The sequence below is a fragment of the Methyloterricola oryzae genome (genome assembly GCF_000934725.1).
GTDB classification, from domain to species: Bacteria; Pseudomonadota; Gammaproteobacteria; order Methylococcales; family Methylococcaceae; genus Methyloterricola; species Methyloterricola oryzae.
Genome location: NZ_JYNS01000002.1, coordinates 326,052 through 343,761 on the forward strand (window position 1 = coordinate 326,052; position 17,710 = coordinate 343,761).

The window sequence follows — 17,710 nt, forward strand, 5'->3', positions numbered from 1 at the left end:
CGGCTGCGCCGTCGGTGTATGCGGTGGCGACTATTTCACCCCGCCGTGCTATTTTAAGGCGTTGAAGCCCGCGTGCTCCACCTTTGTTGCCCTCAGGTGTCGCGCGAGCTGAACGTTGTCGTGACAGAGCGACAGGGCGGATGGCCTGAACGGGGTGCCGGTCGCGCCAGTTCGCCGTCCGGCTCCAGCGGCGCCCGCCATGCAATGGCAATGTTTCCACCTATGTCTTTTCTGGTCATATTTCTACGTTCCCTGTCCCTGCGCCGCCTGGTGTTGCTCGGGTTTGCGCTGGCGGTGCTGCCCTTGATCATGGCGATCGTCTCGGCTGCCTCCGCGGTCGAGGAACTGGCTGTCATGTCCCAGAAGTCCGTTTACCAGGTGGCTCAGCAGACGCAGAAGAGCCGGATGTTGATCGAACGTCTCACCGAAACCGAGCGCAAGGGCAAGCAATACCTGGTGCTGCAGGACGACACCTCACGCGAGGGCTACGAGGACAGCCACCAGGGCTTCCAGGAGGTTATCGCAAGCCTGCTCAAGTTGCCCTCCACCGATGCCCTGGTCGCGGCGGTGGGGGCGTTGAGTGAACAGGAGCACGCGGTTTTTCAACGGATTACGGCGGTCGGGCCCACCGCCGGGGTCAAGGAGGAGAAACGCAAGGGCAAGCAGGATGCGCTCAGCAAGGCCGTGGGCGACAGCTTCCTCGCCCTGGCAGCGCAGGCGCGACAGATTTCCAGCGGCTATCAGGAGTTTGTCGACCAGGAAGCGCACGATCTGGACAATCGCTCGCGGGAAGTCCAGCGGCGCCTGTTCATGCAATCCTCGCTCTTGCTGCCGGTATCTTTCGGCCTCATCTCGTTCTTTGTCTACCTCATCGTGCGGCCAATCCGGCGCATGGACCAGGCCATCCGCAGCCTTGGGAGCGGCGATTTCTCCCATCCTATCCGCGTTGTGGGGCCCCGCGACCTGGAATATCTGGGTGAACGGCTGGAGTGGTTGCGCAACCGCTTGAGCAGTCTGGAGGAAGCCAAGCAACTCTTCATGCGCAATGTCTCCCACGAGATCAAGACGCCTCTGGCCACCATTCACGAAGGGACGGAGTTGCTGGCCGACGAGGTGGTGGGGGAACTTAATCCCGAACAGCGGGAAATTGCCCAGATCATGGTCAGCAACACGCAGCGGCTCGACGGTCTTTTGGCCAAACTGCTCAATTACAGCCAGCTCAATGCGCGTATCAACCAGACCGGATATGCGGAAGTCGACATGACCGAACTGATCCGGGACCAGCTCAACGAGTACCAGATCCAGTTTCGCGCGAAAAACATTGTCGTGAAAGAGCGACTGGAATCGATGAAAGTGCAGGGTAAGGCGGAGCAACTGCGGACCATCGTCGACAATCTCCTGTCCAATGCCGTTAAATACTCGCCTCCCGAAGGGGAAATTGCCATCACCCTCAGCCGCAATGGTAAGAACGGCAAGAGCATGATGCTGGAGGTCGAGGATGACGGTCCGGGAATCGACCCGGACGAGCGGGCCCATGTGTTCGAGCCCTTTTTCCAGGGCCGCGCGGCCAGGGAAGTTGGCGTCAAGGGCACGGGGTTCGGGCTGGCCATCGTTAGCGAATGTGTCGCCAGCCACCGAGGCAGGGTGGAAGCCTTAGAACCCCGGGGCAGAAAGACCGGCGCCCGGATCCGAATATTAATTCCGCTTCAGTTTGACACCTAGATGAGACAGTTTGCCTGGATTTTTGTGCTTTTCCTGTTCACCGCCCCGGCTTGCACCCTGGTCAAGAAGCCCGCCCCGCCGCCGCCTCCGCCGCCCTCGCCGGTTGATCTATACGAGCGCGCCGATGGCGAGACCTTGTTGGACTTCACGGCTTCCCTGGCCCGGGTGACGCCAACCCGGCGCCTGGAAGAGTGTGAGCGCTTGCTGGAAATGCAGAAGTCCAAGCCAGGGATCGGCATACAGCTCCATTTATTTTTGGCCCAGGTATTGCTAAAGAATTGTGGAGACATCTCCAAGACCATGGAGGGCATCAAGGCCAGGCGCACGGAGATCAGCGATGAGCGCGCGCGCGGTCTGTTCGACTTTATCGAGCAGATCCTGAGCCGCCTTGATCGCGAGATGGATCAACGTAAGAGTCTGGAACGGCAGCTACGGGTCACGAATCAACGGGTGCAGTCGACGAGCCGGCAGATGAAGACTCGCGAAAGCGAGATCAAGTCATTACAGGATAAGATCGATGCTCTCAAGTCCATTGAACAAAACCTGGGCGGTTCCCAAGATGGAAACTAAGCCTATGAATGAAAATAGAAAACGGGTCTTGTTGGTCGATGACGACCCGGACCTTCTGCGGCTTCTGGCCCTGCGCCTGACGTCCGCGGGCTTCGAACTGGAAACCGTGCCTAGCGGGACAGCGGCGCTGTCACGTGTCGCCATTTTCCGGCCCCATGTGGTGGTGACCGACCTGCGCATGGAGGGCATGGACGGACTGGCCCTGTTTGATGCCTTGCATGAGCAGTATCCCACCTTGCCGATTATCATCATGACTGCCCACGGTACCATCAGCGACGCGGTGGATGCGACCCGGCGTGGCGTGTTCGGCTTCATTTCCAAGCCAGTCGAGAAGAACGAACTGGTAAATCAGGTGAACGCAGCCATGCGTATCGGCCTGACCAATACCGCGTCCTCGGTATCGGACGAATGGCGGTGCGGCATCGTGACCCAGAGTGCGGTCATGGAAGAACTGCTCAGCCAGGCGCACCGGGTCGCGCAGAACAAGGCGAGTATTCTCATCCGCGGCGAGAGCGGCTGCGGCAAGGAAATGCTGGCGCGTGCCATCCATGATGCCAGCCTGCGTGCCGAGGGACCCTTCGTCGCGGTCAATTGCAGCGCGATACCGGAGAACCTGTTCGAATCGGAATTGTTCGGTCACAAGAAGGGAGCGTTCACCGGCGCCACCCGGGATCACCTGGGCCTGTTTCGAGCGGCGGACGGCGGTACCCTGTTTCTGGACGAAATCGGCGACATGCCCAAGGCCATACAGGTCAAGCTGCTGAGGGCCCTGCAGGAAATGGTCGTGCGCCCGGTGGGCGGCACGCGCGACGAGCCGGTGGATGTACGGATTATCTCCGCCACCCATATCGACCTGGAGCAGGCGATGGCGGACGGCAATTTCCGCGAGGATCTCTATTACCGCCTCAATGTGGTGACATTCGAACTGCCTTCCCTGGCGGGCCGCCGTGAAGACATCTCCCTGCTCGCGATGCACTTTCTCAGGGATCTGTCCGAGACCTACGGTGACCGGGTCAAGGGCTTTTCGCCGGAAGCCATTGAATGCCTGGTGAACTCGGATTGGCCGGGCAATGTCAGGCAGTTACGCAATGTGGTCGAACAGTGCATCGCCCTGGCGACCACCCCTCTGATTCCGGTGACACTGGTGCAGCGTGCCCTGAAGGAGGAGCCCACTTCGTTTCAATCCCTTCAGGATGCGCGCGACCAGTTCGAGCGCAATTACCTGGTTCGCTTGCTACAGATGACCAATGGCAACGTTACCCAGGCAGCCAAGCTCGCCAAACGCAATCGAACGGAATTTTACCGGTTGCTCAGCCGCCACGGCATGAACCCTTCCCTGTTCAAAGGGGCGGGTGAACCGCCGCCCAAGGTGACCTGAGCCGAACTTCAATCTCGCTTACACGGCGGCTGGTCCTCTACTGACCAAAACCAGACTTGTGCTTGCCGCCCCTTATTCTCTTCCCATTGCGCGCTTCCATGCAGATTCCTATCCGGTCGGTGGGTCCCGCCGCCGCATTTCTTTTCCTGGTTCAGGGCCTGAAGCTCTTGAATGCGCCGGGATTGCGGCGCTACGTGTGGTTTCCGATCCTGATCAACGTCGTGTTGTACTCGGCGGGTTTCTGGCTCGCCTCCCGTTATTTCACGGCGGCCATGCACTGGTTGGTTCCAGCCTGGCTGGACTGGCTGCGGTGGTTGCTGTGGCCGTTGTTCGCGCTTCTGCTCCTGGCCACTGCCTTCTTTACGTTCACGTTGATGACCAATCTCCTCGGTTCGCCCCTTTATGGACGCTTGACCGAGCAGGTGCGCCGACTACAGGCCAGCGGCCAGATAGCGGCTCCGGGCTCCGAGCATAGTGCGCTCGCCAGTCTGTTTTCCGAGTCGCGGCGGCTGGGTTATTTTGCGTTGCGCGCGCTGCCTTTGTTGGCGCTGTTCCTGATTCCACTGATCAACGTCATTGCACCCTTCCTTTGGATGCTGTTCGGTGCCTGGAGTCTCTCCCTGGACTACATGGCCTATCCCTTGGAAGCACGGGGGCTGCTGTTCAAAGAGCAGCGTGATGTCGTCAGAAAGCGACGCCTGGATATGCTGGCGTTCGGCGGCGCGGTCATGCTGGGCCTGGCCATACCATTGCTGAACATCTTCATTCCGCCCGCCGCGGTGATCGGTGCCACGCTCTACATCCTGGAGGCGGAGCGTCGAGGCGAGGCGTTGTAAGCCGGCGTCAGGCTGATTCTGGCAGTGCTACCGCGCATACATGCTCGCCGCCCGGCGCCAGGGCGATAAGGCGCGCCTCGGCAATGGTGTTGCTCAGTTCGCTGCCTTCGGGCACCGTGGTTTCCACCCGCAGGTAGTTGGGCGTGTAACCGAAGTACCGGTGCCTGCCTTCGCTGTCGCTCCCCCGGCTTTCCTCCCACAGCACCGCCATGCGGCGGCCCAAATGACGCGACAGCGTCTCCTGCTTCTGTCGTTGCGCGAGCGCATGGAGCGCTTGGCTTCGGGCTTTTTTCACTTGGCTGGCGATCGGGTCGGGTAAGGTCGCTGCCTTGGTGCCCTCCCGGGGTGAATAGCTGAATACGTGGATGTGTCCAAACCCCATGCGCTCGATGAAGCTCAGACTCTCCTGCCATTCGGATTCGCTTTCGCCGGGGAAGCCGACAATGATGTCGGTGGTGATGTTCAAATCCGGCGCGGCCTGCCGCGCCATCCGAACCAGTGCTTCAAACTCGGCGGTCTTGCAGCGCCGCGCCATGCGCCGCAGCACCGAATCGGCGCCGCTTTGCAGCGGCAGATGCAGGTGCGGCATGAAGCGGGGATTGCCCAACAGGGCAAAGAAGTCCTCCGACAACTCCCAGGGTTCCAGCGAGCCCAGGCGCAGCCTGGGGATCTCGGTCTGTTCCAGCACCGCGGCGATCAGTTGGTCCAGACGCATGCCCAGGTCGCTGCCCCAACCGCCCAAGTGTACCCCGGTCAGGATAACTTCCTGTATTCCCTGCTCATGCAGGCGCCGGACTTCCTCAACCACGTCCGGCACCGCGCGGCTGCGCTCTTCGCCACGGGCTACGGTGACGATGCAAAAGGTGCAGCGGTAGCGGCAGCCATCCTGGACCTTGACGAAGGCCCGCTGCCGCCCTCGCATGAACAGGGCGGACTCGCCCGGCTCGGAGGAGAACGCGGGCATGGCGTGGATGTCCAGGTTTTCCTTGACGATTTCCAGCAGCCGCGCTTTGTCACGATTGTCCACCACCAGATCGACGCCCAGGGATTGCGCCGCTTCGTCCCGGTTCAGCGTGGCATAGCAACCACTGACCACCAGTTTGGCACTGGGGTTCTCACGGTGGCTGCGACGGACCAGTTGCCGCGATTTACGCACGGCGTCCTGGGTGACGGCGCAGGAATTCAGGACCACCAGGTCAGCGTCCCGGGCGTCGGCAACGAGGCTATGACCCTCGGCCAGCAACTGCTGCGCCCAGGTTTCCAGTTCCGCCTCGTTGAGGCGGCAGCCCAGGGTCTTCAGATTGACGCGCATGACTCTCTCAGCCAAAAAAGCGGTAGGTAATGAAGATGGCGGCCAGCACCCCGGCCCCATCCGCCAACAGTGCGCAGCCCACGGCGTGGCGGACATTCCTGATGCCCACCGCGCCGAAATACACGGCCAGCACATAAAAGGTGGTCTCGGTGCTGCCCTGGATGACGGCAGCCAGGCGGGCGGCAAAGGAATCCACGCCAAAGCTGCGCATGGTGTCGAGCATCATGGCCCGGGCCCCGCTGCCGCTGAATGGCTTGATCAGCGCCGTCGGCAATGCATCGACGAAGCGGCCATCCAGCGCCACATAGGCCGCCGCTTGGCGCAGGCCGGCGCTTAAAGTCTCCAGTAGGCCGCTGGCGCGCAGCAACGCCAGGGCGACCAACATGGCGACCAGATAGGGCACGATGCTGATGGCGGTCGTGAATCCTTCCTTCGCTCCCTCCAGAAATGACTCGTAAGCGTTGACGCCCGTGCGCAGGGCACCTGTCAGGAACACGGCCACCAGCCCCAGCAGCGCTACCTGGCTGACCAGCGCCGAGCGTGCCTGCAGGCCGGATTGTCCTTGCTGGAACAGCAAGACCACAAGGCCCGCGAGCAACAGCACGATGCCCAACAGATAGCCCAGCGCGACCGGGTCCGCCAGCCGCAAGCCTTGCATCCGCGCGACGCTGAGCAGTCCGGCGAAGGTGGAACAGAAGGTCGCCAGCAGGATGGGCACCAACACGTCGGCCGGGTAGGGGGCTCCCATCTGGGCGCGGAAGGTCAGGATGGTCAGGGGGAACAGGGTCACCGAGGAGGCGTTCAGCACGTAGAACAGGATCTGCGCGTCGCTGGCGGTGTCCGGTTGCGGATTCAGCGACTGCAGTTCCTGCATGGCCTTGATGCCCAGGGGCGTCGCTGCATTGTCCAAACCCAGCATATTGGCCGAGAGGTTCATCACCACGGCATTCAGGGCCGGATGGCCGTCGGGCACGGCCGGCATCAGCCGCCGCAACAAGGGGCGGAGCGCCCGGGTCAGGGCGCCAATCATCCCGCTCTGCTCGCCAATGCGCAGCATTCCGAGCCAGAAGGCCAAGGTGCCGGTCAAGCCCAGGGCGATTTCGAAGGCCTGCCGGCTGCTGGAGAAAAGGGCGTCGGTCATCGCCGCGAGCGGCGCGGCGTCGCCGCTGAGCAGCGACTTGCCGGTGCCAAACACGATCGCCGTCAGCAGAAATCCGACCCATAACCGGTTGAGCAGCAAAGCGGGAAGCTGACCGGGTCAGACGTCCGGCGGCGGCGCCAGCACTTCACGGGAGCCGTTGGTCTCGGCGGCGCCGACGATGCCGGCGCTTTCCATGTCCTCGATCATGCGCGCGGCCCTGTTGTAACCCACCTTGAAGCGGCGCTGCACGCTGGAGATGGAGGCTTTGCGGCTCTCGGTGACGAAGCGCACCGCCTCGTCGTAGAGTGGATCGGACTCTTCGCTGCTCTCCACGGTACCCTTGTAGACCGAGAAGTCACCTCCGTCCTCGGAGAACCGGGTGATCTCCTCCAGGTAGTTGGCGGGTCCGGTCTGCTTGAGGAATTCGACCACGTCGTGGACTTCCTGATCGGAGACGAAGGCGCCGTGCGCGCGCATGGGTATGCCGGTGCCCGGCGGCAGGAACAGCATGTCGCCGTTGCCCAGCAGGGCTTCCGCGCCGCCCTGGTCGATGATGGTGCGGGAGTCGATGCGCGAGGACACCTGGAAGGCGATGCGAGTGGGGATATTGGCCTTGATCAGGCCGGTGAGCACGTCAACCGAAGGCCGCTGCGTGGCCAGGATCAGGTGGATGCCGGCGGCGCGGGCTTTCTGCGCCAGACGCGCGATGAGTTCCTCGACCTTCTTGCCGACGATCATCATCATGTCCGCCAACTCGTCGATGACGATCACGATGAAGGGCAGGTGGGCCAGGGTCGGCGGGCCGTCGTCGTCGGACACCGTGAGATTGGGCGACCAGGTCGGATCGAGCAGGGGTTCTCCGGCGGCGATGGCTTCATTGACCTTCTGGTTGTAGCCAGCCAGGTTTCGCACGCCGAGCATGGACATCAGCTTGTAGCGCCGTTCCATCTCCGCCACACTCCAGCGCAGGGCGTTGGCGGCCTCTTTCATGTCGGTGACGACCGGCGTCAGCAAATGGGGAATGCCTTCGTAGATGGACAACTCTAGCATCTTGGGGTCGATCATGATCATGCGCACTTCGTCGGGCCGTGCCTTGAACAGCATGCTCAGGATCATGACGTTGACGGCCACCGATTTGCCGGACCCGGTGGTGCCGGCGACCAGCAGGTGCGGCATCTTTGCCAGGTTGGCGACCACCGGCGCGCCGCCGATGTCCTTGCCCAGGATCAGGGTCAAGGGCGATTGTGCGTGCTGGTAAGGTTCGGAGCACAGGACCGAGTGCAGCAGGACAATTTCCCGCTCCTCGTTGGGGATCTCCAGGCCGATGACCGACTTGCCCGGAATCACTTCCACCACGCGGACGCTGGTGACCGACAGGGCGCGGGCCAGGTCTTTGGACAGGCCGGTAATCCGGCTGACCTTGACCCCCGCGGCGGGCTGCAGTTCGAAGCGGGTGATGACGGGGCCGGGATGCACGTCCACCACGTCCACGGTCACGCCGAAATCATCCAGGATGGACTCGACCAGCCGCGACATCTCTTCCAGCATTTCCTCGCTGTAAGCGCGAACCTTGGCGGCCTTCTGATTCAGCAGATCGAGGGGAGGCAGTTCTCCGGACACATAGCGGATCGGGGGCGCACCGGTGAAGTTCGCCTTCTGGCTGATGCTGGGAGCGGGTCTGGCCGCTTCCGGCCGTTCAGGCGCGGCAGCGGCTTGCCGCCGTGCCGCGGGTTCCGGACGGGGCGCGCGAACCTTTTCGCGGGTTGAAACTGGCTCTGTGGCTTCTGGCGCCGCTGGTTCCGGATGGCTGTGGCGGATGCCGGTGAAGACCGAAAGGAAGCCCCCCACCACCAGCAGAGCATACTTGCCCACGGCGTCTACCAGTACGAGCCAGGACCAGCCGGTGTACAAGGAAACCCCGGCCAGGAAGGCCGCGGCCATCAGCACCGACGCACCCGTCCTGCCAAAGTCGTCCATCAGCAGGTCGGCCATTTCCTGACCCAGAATGCCACCGGTGGTGCCCGGCAAGGGAAGCGGGACACGCAGAATGTGCAAATCAGCCAGGCCGGCCCCTGCAATCAGGGCCAGGACCAGTCCGAACCAGCGCAGGACTTGGGTTAGAAACGTAGCCGGCGTCGCCGTATGTCGGCCCTTGTAGATCGAATGCCCATAACCCGCCAGGAGCAGCGGTATCAAGAAGGCGGTAATGCCCAGCAGGGATAGCGAAAGGTCTGAAATCCAGGCACCCACGGCGCCGCCGCCATTGACAATGGCCTTGCCCGTGCCGGAGTGAGACCAGCCGGCATCCGACGGTGCGAAGGTGATGAGGGAAATCAGGAAAAACAAGGCGACCGCCACATACGCCATGAAACCTGTTTCGCGAAGTCCCCGGCTTAGCGTGGCACCAATATCCGTGGCAGCTACGATCTTCTTCTCTACGTGCGACAAAATTCGCCCCAAATCAAGGAAATATGCTTACACAGTGTTTTTTCAGAGTAACGCCATTTTAGCATGGCCGCACTTTACGGACGAAAACCCCGTCGTCATACTAGCCTTTAGATTTCAGGAGACTGGCCAGCATCTGCCCGGTGGCGGCCTTCAGTTTACATCCTCTGGCACCGAACGTGCCTTGAGCCAGGTAGCCATGGACAAAAGCTGTGTCGCGGGAAGCGTGCCGCGATGAAAGCGATTCCGCCACCTGGGAACGGACAGCCTTACATGCCCATTTTTCAAACTCACCACTTCGACGAGGGAGTACATGAGCGATACCAAACATTGCCGCCTTCTGATTCTGGGCTCAGGCCCTGCCGGTTACACGGCGGCAGTCTATGCGGCCAGGGCCAACCTGAAACCGGTGATGATTACCGGCATTCAGCAGGGGGGGCAGCTCACCACCACGACGGATGTGGATAACTGGCCGGGTGATGCCGAGGGCGTACAAGGCCCGGAACTGATGGAAAGGATGCTCAAGCACGCGCAGCGCTTCGACACCGAGGTGATCTTCGACCACATCCACACGGCGGACCTTTCAGTGCGGCCTTTCCGCCTCGTCGGTGATTCCGGCACCTACACCTGCGACGCCCTGATCATCGCCACTGGCGCGTCGGCACGCTACCTGGGGCTGGATTCCGAGGAGGCATTCAAGGGGCGCGGCGTGTCTGCCTGCGCCACCTGCGACGGTTTCTTCTACCGTGGTAAACCGGTGGCGGTTATCGGCGGTGGCAATACCGCTGTCGAGGAAGCGCTGTACCTGGCAAATATCGCTTCGAAGGTGACGGTCGTGCATCGCCGAGACAAGTTCCGTTCGGAGAAGATCCTGTCCGACAAGCTCATCGAGCGCTCGAAGACCGGCAATGTGGAAATCGAGTGGAACCATGTCCTTGACGAGGTGCTGGGTGACAACATGGGCGTCACCGGCATGCGCATTAAACATGTGCAGGACGGAAGCACCAAGGATATTGCCCTGGACGGTGTGTTCGTGGCCATCGGTCACTCGCCCAACACCGAGATATTCAATGGCCAGTTGGACATGCGCGGCGGCTACATCGTGGTCAAGAGCGGCATCGAAGGCAATGCCACGGCCACCAGCGTGGAGGGCGTGTTTGCGGCGGGTGACGTGGCCGATTCGGTGTATCGTCAGGCGGTGACGTCGGCCGGCTCCGGCTGCATGGCCGCATTGGACGCTGAGCGTTACCTGGATAGTCTGGAGCAGGCCTGAAGCGCGCGGCAACGGCAGGGCTGCAGCGACTACCCGAGTCACCGGATGAGAGTTGACCGGGCGGTCGAGCCGCTTATTCGTCAGTAGGCGTATTCGCTCGGCGAGGCGCGCACCGCGCGGTCGCGCGCCCAACTGCGGATGTGGTCGCACTGCTCGCGCATGGTCTTGGACAAGGGAACGATCTTGCCGCCGGCGTGGAGCAGATCGTCCAGGGTCACGTTACGGTTCTCCAGGTGTGCCGCGGTGACCGCCGCGACCACACACTGCTCCACCTCGGCGCCGGTCCAGCCTTTGGTAAGGCGGACCAGTCGCTCCACGCCAAGGGCATCGGGATCGATGCCGCGGCGTTTTAGGTGGATGCGGAAGATGTCCACGCGCTCCTCGTCGATCGGCAGGTCGACGAAGAAGACCTCGTCGAAGCGGCCCTTGCGGATCATCTCGGCAGGCAAGAGATCAATGCGGTTGGCGGTGGCGGCCACGAACAGGCCACTGGCCTTTTCCTGCATCCAGGTCAGAAAGAAGGCGAAAATGCGGCCCTGTTCCCCCGATGTGGCGGAAGAGGTGATGCCCATTTCGATTTCATCGAACCAGACCACCGCCGGCGCGATTTCTTCGAGCATGTGGCAGGCTTTGACGAAGGCGCCTTCGGCACTGCCGTGGCGGCCCGAAAAGATTTCCGTCATGTCGATGCGGTAAAGGGGTAATTCGAAAGCCGAGGCGATGGCTTTCACCGAGAGGCTTTTGCCGCATCCGGAGATACCCATGATAAGTACGCCTTTGGGAACTATTTCAGCGCTGACGCTGTCTCGCATTTGGAAGAGTTCTCGCCGCTCGTCCAGCCATTGCTTGAGGACTTCCAGACCGCCTACCCGGTCGATGCGTGTGCCATCGGCTACGTATTCGATCATGCCGGTGCGGTTCACCAGCAACCGCTTTTCCTCGAACAGGGCTGGTAGGGAATTGCTGTCCAGCGTTTTGTTTGCGGCGATGGCCCTGCGAATCGCATGGCGTGCCTCATCCAGTGTGAGGCCGCGGAGGGCGTGGCAAATCTGAGTGAATGTGGCATCGCTGGTATCCACCTTGACCCCGTTCTCCGCCAAGGCGCGGCTTTCGTCGCGTACGAATTGGCTTAGCTCGTTCTGGTCGGGCAGGCCGAGCTCCAGGTAGATCAGGCTGCGGCTGAGCTCTTCCGGAATGACGCGCAACGGGGAAGAGATGAAAATGAACTTGCCGCGGTCGAAGCAGAGCTCGTAGAGGTCCCTGAGGCGCCGCCGCACTTCTGGGGACTCGCTCAGGGGCTCGTGAAAGTCTTTGAGGTGGAAGAGTGCCGGGCCTTGATGTGCGGCGATGAAATCCAGCGCTTCGCGTGCATCGAGCGCATCGTCACCGGCGCGCTCGGTACCGCTGCGCATGCCTTCGGTAAGGCTCCAGGCCCAAACAGGCACGGGACTTGCAAAAAATGTTTGCGCGGCCTCGCCGAGCAGCTCGGATACGCGCCGCTCCTCCGGGGAGTGGATGTAGATGAGGGGGCGACCCGACTCGATCAGCTCGCGCAGTGTTTTTAGCGTCTTGCCTTCTGCGGGCTGGGTATTGGAATGGGTATTCACGTTATGTCACTCTTCCCTATGGCTTGAAGATGGCTTATGCAGGCTGCATGATAAAGAATCGACAGACGTTCCCACAATCTTGCCATAATGGCATGCCTCACTTTTCCGCCTCGTTGCCGCTACCCCGACATGATAAACACTGGCCATGATGGAGACCAAGTGTCTGGAATTCTCTCGATAACCCGCCCGCTCGTTCACGTCCGCAACCCTTTTAACATGGGAGTTTCAATGTACCGGATACTGATTTGCCTGTTGCTTGCGGTTGCGTTCGGCGTCCAGGCGAACACGCCTGAGGTTGCTGCGCAGCGCTACCCGACATTGCGGCCGCTGCAGCAACAAGCGATGGCCGCCCAGTTGACGGCAAGGATCATCGGCGAACACCATTACCGACCCTTGACGCTGGATGACAGCCTGTCGGGAAAAATCTTCGACGGTTACCTCAAGTCGCTGGATCCCGACCGCATGCTGTTCACCCAGGCCGACATCGAGCAGCTACAAGCAGCCCGTACACGCTTGGATGACGCGGTGCTCAGGAACGACTTGAGCGTACCCTTCGATATGTTCAACCTCTACGTCAAGCGCGCCGTGGAACGATTCGGCTATGCCCGATCCTTGCTCAAGTCCGGCTTCGATTTCAGCGTGGAGGAAGACTACCAGTTCAACCGCGAGAAGGAGCCCTGGCCCAAATCCCAGGCGGAAGCGAACGATCTGTGGCGCAAGCGGGTGAAGAACGACTGGCTGCAACTCAAGTTGGCGGGCAAGGACGACAAGGCCATTGTCGCTCTGCTGGACAAACGCTACGAAAATTTCCTCAAGCGCATGGCGCGGCTGAAAAGTGAAGACGCCTTCCAGATCTTCATGAATGCCTACACGATGTCCGTGGATCCGCATACGAATTACCTCGGTCCCCGCGCTACCGAAGATTTCGGCATTGCGATGAAGCTATCCCTGGTGGGTATCGGTGCCGTGCTCGAGGAGAAGGATGATTATGCGACGATAAAGGAACTGGTGCCCGGCAGCCCCGCCGCTTTGTCGGAAAAGCTCAAGCCGGGCGACAGGATCGTCGGTGTCGCACAAGGTAACAAGGGCGCGATGACCGATGTCGTCGGCTGGCGTCTGGACGATACCGTGGCTCTGATCCGCGGCGCACCCGATTCGGTGGTACTGCTCGATGTCATTCCGGCCGAAGGCGGACCGGATTCGGAACACAAGGTGGTGCCGCTGGTGCGCAAGAAGATCAGCCTGGAAGACCAGGCGGCCAAGAAATCGGTCCTGTCGCTGAATGACAACGGCACCGTGCGGCGGATTGGCGTGATTGCGTTGCCGACCTTTTACGAGGACTTTCAGGCCCGGCAGTCAGGAGAGAAGGATTATCGCAGCGCGACGCGCGATGTTTCCCGCTTGTTGGGTGAGTTGAAGGCCGAGAAGGTTGACGCGGTGCTCATCGATCTGCGTAACAACGGGGGCGGGTCGCTGAGCGAAGCAATCGAGTTGACCGGTCTTTTCACCGGTTCCGGGCCGGTGGTTCAGCAGCGTGATGCGCGCGGTGATGTATCCGTGGCCAGGGGCGCTGCGCCGGGTCCGGTCTGGAGTGGTCCCATGGCGGTGATGATCAACCGTGCATCCGCCTCCGCGTCGGAGATCTTTGCGGCGGCCATTCAGGACTATGGCCGCGGTTTGGTGATTGGCGAAACCAGCTTTGGCAAGGGTACGGTTCAGACCATGGTCGACCTCGACCAGTTTGCTCCGGGCCAGGGGGCGCAACTGGGTGACCTGAAGCTGACTATCGCGCAATTTTTCCGTATCAACGGTGGTACGACCCAGTTGAAAGGCGTGACGCCGGACATCCAGCTACCGTCTACCGCAGATGCCGAAGAAAGCGGCGAAGCCAGTTATGGCAACGGTCTCCCCTGGATGCGGGTCAAGCCCGCCGATTATCGGGAAATTGCCAAAAACTGGCACGATATTCTTCCCGAGTTGAAGCTCCGCCACAGTCAGCGGGTCGTCAAAGAGAAGGAATACCAGGAATTGATGGAAGACATTGCCGAGTATGACCAGCGCCGCAAACAGAACCTGATTTCCTTGAATGAAGTCAAACGGCGCGCCGAGCGCGACGCGCAGGACGCCAAGCTGAAGTCACGAGGCAAGGAATCAGGCAAGTCCGAAGACGATACGGATGAACAGACTAAATTGGTGCAAGGCGCCGGGAAGGCAGACAAGAAGGCTGATGACCCCTTGCTGCGCGAAGCGGCGCAGATACTGAGCGATGCGGCGCGGCTGGAGCATGGGAATCAGGGCCTCGCCTCCCGTTCTCCGGGTGAGCGCGCCGTTGTTCACTAGAGGCATGGGCTTCCAGGTACAAGACCAACGGTGTCCGCGGTGCATGGGATTGGCGAGCGAAGAGTGAGCCAAGGGCACCATTTGTAATTAATCCCGCATCAGTGACTTGAACTGAGTCCGGTGGGCGGGTGCGATGAAGGGCTGCATGTGCGGCCCTTTTTTCGTCTTGGCCAGTATGGGGCCACCTGCGATGATGTGCCTGTTTTTCCTTTCGTACTTCCTCTTGAGGTTTTGCCATGATCGGAGTCATCGCCAGTTCCATCATTGCCTTCTGGTATTTCAAGACCGCAGATCGACTGAAACTTCCCATCTTTCAGTGGGTGCTGGGAGGGATGCTGGTCTACTATGCTGGCTTTGCGGCCAGCATGTATCTCGTGTTAAGGCCGCTGCTCAAGGTAAGTGCGGGATCACATAGTTTTGCCATGGGCCTGACCATGGACGTCGTGTCCGCGGCGGTGGGCATCGCTCTCGCAGCCTTGTTTCGGACACGGGTAATGTGCCGGAAGGGGGCCGTCGAAGGTGAGGATGGGGTGTAACCTGTTTGAACCCGGGGAGGGCGCCGGCGTGCGGCGCCCGGACCAGGGGTCAGGCGGGGTTGAATTGAAAGGTTTCGCTTTCTGAGATCAGGAAAAGAGGGGCGCCCCCGCTGGAAATTTTAACGGCATGCGCCACGGTTTCCCGTCCGCCCTCGGATGCGGCACAGGCCTCCAGTGCCGCCATGGATGGAAAGTAAATTTCGGCGATGCGATAGAAGGGTGCTTTGCCTTGCGGTGAACCCACCACTTTGCTTGCCACGAACCGGGATTTGCCTGCCAGTTTTTCGATGGCCATGGGCACATGTTCCTCCTGGTAGAGTTTCTCGAAAGTTTCGATATCGGTCGGGGTCGGGTAGATCACTGTAAATTTGACTTCGGACATTACAAGCCTCACTTCGGGTTGCTGGGAGTTGGGTATTGTTGATCGATTCCGGATTCTGGGTCGGTGTTCGACAGCCTCCTTCTTGGTTAATGAATGATCGGTCAATAAATGGGCAAAAAAATCAATCGAGCACGGACAGCCCGACTGAAACGATGTCGTTGAGAACCTCTGCTTCGGGCCGTATTTTTCCCACAACCAACAGCCCTTGCAGCAAACTCGTCAAATGCCGGGAGAGTGCGCGGCGGTCCGAGGTATTTCTGAGTTCACCTGCTGCGGACATCCTGTCCAGGGAACGCAGGAAGCCGGCTTCCAGGCGTTCCAGGCAAGCGCCGACCTTGGCCGCGGTTTCCTGACAGGAAAGCCCGCGCTCGACCGCGGAGTTGGTAACCAGGCAGCCACGTAACGGCCCTGCTGTCAGGACATGCTCGATCACCGTAGCGAAAAACAGCCGTATACCATTTTTTCCCGTCGGCTCATTTTCAAGCAGTTCCAGGAGGCGCGTGACCACGACGTGGTTGTAACGGTCCAGGACGGTCAGGAACAACTCCTGTTTGCTGCCAAACGCGGCATACAGACTGCCGCGGTGGAGGCCGGTGGCGTCCACCAGGTCTTGAATGGATGTGGCTTCGTAACCCTTGCGCCAGAATGTCTCCACCGCCTTGTCCATAACCTGTTCATAATCGAATTCGCGAGGTCTCGCCACAATTCTTGTCCTGTATCGAATGAGGGAAGAGGATAGTCATTATTGAATGTTAAGTCAAGAATTCAGGCGACTACCTAGATGGATAGGAAAATATTTCCTCATGGGAACTTGCGCCAAATCCTACGGCCGCCTGGGCCGATAATCGGCCATAATCGATGCAATGCTGTATCAATCACACATGGCTGTCATCGGCGCACGGCCGAGGCATACTGTTGACCGCGCTACTTGCTGGATTAACCTCCGTACCTGTGAAGCCAGCTATCACGAACGTCATGCAAAACCCTGACGCCGACGACTATCTGCTTTTGTTCTCCCGCTACGGCAAGGATTTCGGAGCCGCATACCTGGAGCCGGAGGATGAGCGTTATCGCCTGCTCTTTGAATTGGTCTGCAAACTGCTTACGAAACCTTCTCAGTTCAACCTGAGCATGCCGCAGCAGTTCCGGACCACCGCGTCACGCTATCTGGGTGGGGACGAGGCGACCCTGATGCACATGCGTGATCCGCTGAATCGGCATTTCATGCTGAGTGACCTGTACGATTACGTGCATTTGCGGAAGACCATGGGCGGCAAGGCGTGGTAGGGGAAAAGCCTTCTGACCGCTTTTAGTCCCCTTCGCTCCTTGTGTTAACCTTGATCCTGCCGTAGAATGCGCGGTTTTTAGGTGTGGGCTCTTAGCCAACCCTCCTTGCCTTACCGTGCTGTTTTCGGAAGGCTTTATCATCCACAAGGAGCATTCATGCGACATTATGAAATCGTTTTTCTGGTCCATCCTGACCAGAGCGCCCAGGTACCTGCCATGATCGACCGCTACCGTGCGATCATCGAATCCGGGTCTGGCGCCATTCACCGCCTGGAGGATTGGGGCCGTCGCCAGTTGGCGTATCCGATCAACAAAGTCCACAAGGCCCACTACGTTCTGATGAACATCGAGTGCGATCAAGCGGCGCTGGATGAGCTGGAAAGCAGCTTCCGTTTCAACGATGCCGTGCTGCGCAGTTTGACGATCCGCCGCGATGAAGCCATTACCGAGGCTTCGCATCTTGCAAAATCGGGCTCAGGCGAGGCTGAGCCGGAGCGTGCAGAGGAAACCGAGGGCTCCGCTGAGGGCGAAAGTGCCGCAGCCGAGCCAGCCGACGCTGAAGCCTGAGCGTCTGCTTCCTTCCACATCGTGTTCGAACAAGTCAAATTAAGAGATTAAGCACATGGCCCGTCAATTCAAGCGTAGAAAGTTTTGCCGTTTTAGCGCCGAAGGCGTGAAGGAGATCGACTACAAGGATCTGGATACCTTACGCGAGTTCATTTCCGAAACCGGCAAGATCGTACCCAGCCGCATCACCGGCACCAAGGCCAAGTACCAGCGCCAGCTGGCTACGGCCATCAAGCGGGCGCGCTTCCTGGCCCTGCTGCCGTTCTGCGATTCGCACCCGCAGTAATCCGCCGCCGCGCCTGGGGCTGAGCGGG

The 17,710-nt window shown here is 60.4% G+C and carries 16 protein-coding genes; 10 read left to right on the forward strand and 6 right to left on the reverse strand.

Annotated features, from left to right (window positions below; translation table 11 throughout):
* Positions 1-222 precede the first annotated feature (222 nt).
* The 4 genes from EK23_RS05275 to cysZ all read left to right on the forward strand — a co-directional run bounded on the left by EK23_RS05275 (position 223) and on the right by cysZ (position 4,506).
* Entirely contained in the window at positions 223-1,722 is a 1,500-nt protein-coding gene (locus EK23_RS05275) for a sensor histidine kinase (protein ID WP_045224243.1), read from the forward strand.
* Positions 1,723-2,292, forward strand: a complete 570-nt coding sequence (locus EK23_RS05280) for a hypothetical protein (protein WP_045224244.1) — start codon at positions 1,723-1,725, stop codon at positions 2,290-2,292.
* Positions 2,293-2,296: 4 nt separating this feature from the next.
* The gene (locus tag EK23_RS05285; protein ID WP_045224245.1) at positions 2,297-3,670 is read left to right on the forward strand and encodes a sigma 54-interacting transcriptional regulator; all 1,374 of its coding nucleotides are present in this window, start codon (positions 2,297-2,299) and stop codon (positions 3,668-3,670) included.
* 98 nt (positions 3,671-3,768) lie between these two features.
* Entirely contained in the window at positions 3,769-4,506 is a 738-nt protein-coding gene (cysZ, locus tag EK23_RS05290; RefSeq protein ID WP_045224246.1) for a sulfate transporter CysZ, read from the forward strand.
* 7 nt (positions 4,507-4,513) lie between these two features.
* Here the strand turns inward: cysZ and mtaB are convergent, their stop codons facing one another.
* From mtaB to EK23_RS05305, 3 genes are read right to left on the reverse strand one after another with little or no spacing between them, the layout of a single operon-like run.
* Positions 4,514-5,818: a tRNA (N(6)-L-threonylcarbamoyladenosine(37)-C(2))-methylthiotransferase MtaB gene (mtaB, locus tag EK23_RS05295; protein ID WP_045224247.1), complete on the reverse strand. Its 1,305-nt coding sequence runs from the start codon at positions 5,816-5,818 to the stop codon at positions 4,514-4,516.
* A 7-nt stretch (positions 5,819-5,825) separates the two neighbouring features.
* Positions 5,826-7,058: a nucleoside recognition domain-containing protein gene (locus tag EK23_RS05300; RefSeq protein WP_327037031.1), complete on the reverse strand. Its 1,233-nt coding sequence runs from the start codon at positions 7,056-7,058 to the stop codon at positions 5,826-5,828.
* An 18-nt stretch (positions 7,059-7,076) separates the two neighbouring features.
* Positions 7,077-9,407: a DNA translocase FtsK gene (locus EK23_RS05305; protein ID WP_268748162.1), complete on the reverse strand. Its 2,331-nt coding sequence runs from the start codon at positions 9,405-9,407 to the stop codon at positions 7,077-7,079.
* Between the two features lie 310 nt (positions 9,408-9,717).
* Here EK23_RS05305 and trxB point away from each other — a divergent pair, with 310 nt between their 5' ends.
* Entirely contained in the window at positions 9,718-10,677 is a 960-nt protein-coding gene (gene trxB, locus EK23_RS05310) for a thioredoxin-disulfide reductase (RefSeq protein WP_045224249.1), read from the forward strand.
* A gap of 80 nt (positions 10,678-10,757) precedes the next feature.
* Here the strand turns inward: trxB and EK23_RS05315 are convergent, their stop codons facing one another.
* Entirely contained in the window at positions 10,758-12,284 is a 1,527-nt protein-coding gene (locus EK23_RS05315) for a Ycf46 family AAA ATPase (protein ID WP_235281915.1), read from the reverse strand.
* Positions 12,285-12,512: 228 nt separating this feature from the next.
* Here EK23_RS05315 and EK23_RS05320 point away from each other — a divergent pair, with 228 nt between their 5' ends.
* Entirely contained in the window at positions 12,513-14,624 is a 2,112-nt protein-coding gene (locus EK23_RS05320) for a carboxy terminal-processing peptidase (protein WP_045224250.1), read from the forward strand.
* Positions 14,625-14,860: 236 nt separating this feature from the next.
* A complete protein-coding gene (locus tag EK23_RS05325; RefSeq protein WP_045224251.1) occupies positions 14,861-15,160 on the forward strand; it encodes a hypothetical protein in 300 nt (99 codons plus the stop codon).
* A 49-nt stretch (positions 15,161-15,209) separates the two neighbouring features.
* Here the strand turns inward: EK23_RS05325 and EK23_RS05330 are convergent, their stop codons facing one another.
* Together EK23_RS05330 and EK23_RS05335 are read right to left on the reverse strand one after the other, a co-directional pair.
* The gene (locus EK23_RS05330; protein ID WP_045224252.1) at positions 15,210-15,542 is read right to left on the reverse strand and encodes an EthD family reductase; all 333 of its coding nucleotides are present in this window, start codon (positions 15,540-15,542) and stop codon (positions 15,210-15,212) included.
* A 121-nt stretch (positions 15,543-15,663) separates the two neighbouring features.
* Positions 15,664-16,245: a TetR/AcrR family transcriptional regulator gene (locus tag EK23_RS05335; RefSeq protein WP_045224253.1), complete on the reverse strand. Its 582-nt coding sequence runs from the start codon at positions 16,243-16,245 to the stop codon at positions 15,664-15,666.
* Between the two features lie 272 nt (positions 16,246-16,517).
* On the opposite strand from EK23_RS05335, the gene EK23_RS05340 reads away from it, so the two are divergent.
* The 3 genes from EK23_RS05340 (at position 16,518) to rpsR (ending at position 17,682) form a co-directional block, all read left to right on the forward strand.
* Positions 16,518-16,829 carry a hypothetical protein gene (locus tag EK23_RS05340; protein ID WP_045224254.1) on the forward strand — a complete coding sequence of 104 codons (312 nt, stop codon included), beginning with the start codon at positions 16,518-16,520 and terminating at the stop codon, positions 16,827-16,829.
* A gap of 156 nt (positions 16,830-16,985) precedes the next feature.
* Positions 16,986-17,396, forward strand: coding sequence for a 30S ribosomal protein S6 (rpsF, locus tag EK23_RS05345; RefSeq protein ID WP_045224255.1), 411 nt, complete (start codon positions 16,986-16,988; stop codon positions 17,394-17,396).
* A gap of 55 nt (positions 17,397-17,451) precedes the next feature.
* The gene (gene rpsR / locus EK23_RS05350) at positions 17,452-17,682 is read left to right on the forward strand and encodes a 30S ribosomal protein S18 (RefSeq protein WP_045224256.1); all 231 of its coding nucleotides are present in this window, start codon (positions 17,452-17,454) and stop codon (positions 17,680-17,682) included.
* Positions 17,683-17,710 lie beyond the last annotated feature (28 nt).

Excerpts from the sequence above, each read along its gene's own strand:
- EK23_RS05275 (WP_045224243.1), top strand. The coding sequence starts at position 223 with ATGTCTTTTCTGGTCATATTTCTACGTTCCCTGTCCCTGCGCCGCCTG.
- EK23_RS05280 (WP_045224244.1), top strand. The coding sequence starts at position 1,723 with ATGAGACAGTTTGCCTGGATTTTTGTGCTTTTCCTGTTCACCGCCCCG.
- EK23_RS05285 (WP_045224245.1), top strand. The coding sequence starts at position 2,297 with ATGAATGAAAATAGAAAACGGGTCTTGTTGGTCGATGACGACCCGGAC.
- cysZ (WP_045224246.1), top strand. The coding sequence starts at position 3,769 with ATGCAGATTCCTATCCGGTCGGTGGGTCCCGCCGCCGCATTTCTTTTC.
- mtaB (WP_045224247.1), bottom strand. The coding sequence starts at position 5,818 with ATGCGCGTCAATCTGAAGACCCTGGGCTGCCGCCTCAACGAGGCGGAA.
- trxB (WP_045224249.1), top strand. The coding sequence starts at position 9,718 with ATGAGCGATACCAAACATTGCCGCCTTCTGATTCTGGGCTCAGGCCCT.
- EK23_RS05320 (WP_045224250.1), top strand. The coding sequence starts at position 12,513 with ATGTACCGGATACTGATTTGCCTGTTGCTTGCGGTTGCGTTCGGCGTC.
- EK23_RS05325 (WP_045224251.1), top strand. The coding sequence starts at position 14,861 with ATGATCGGAGTCATCGCCAGTTCCATCATTGCCTTCTGGTATTTCAAG.
- EK23_RS05330 (WP_045224252.1), bottom strand. The coding sequence starts at position 15,542 with ATGTCCGAAGTCAAATTTACAGTGATCTACCCGACCCCGACCGATATC.
- EK23_RS05340 (WP_045224254.1), top strand. The coding sequence starts at position 16,518 with ATGCAAAACCCTGACGCCGACGACTATCTGCTTTTGTTCTCCCGCTAC.
- rpsF (WP_045224255.1), top strand. The coding sequence starts at position 16,986 with ATGCGACATTATGAAATCGTTTTTCTGGTCCATCCTGACCAGAGCGCC.
- rpsR (WP_045224256.1), top strand. The coding sequence starts at position 17,452 with ATGGCCCGTCAATTCAAGCGTAGAAAGTTTTGCCGTTTTAGCGCCGAA.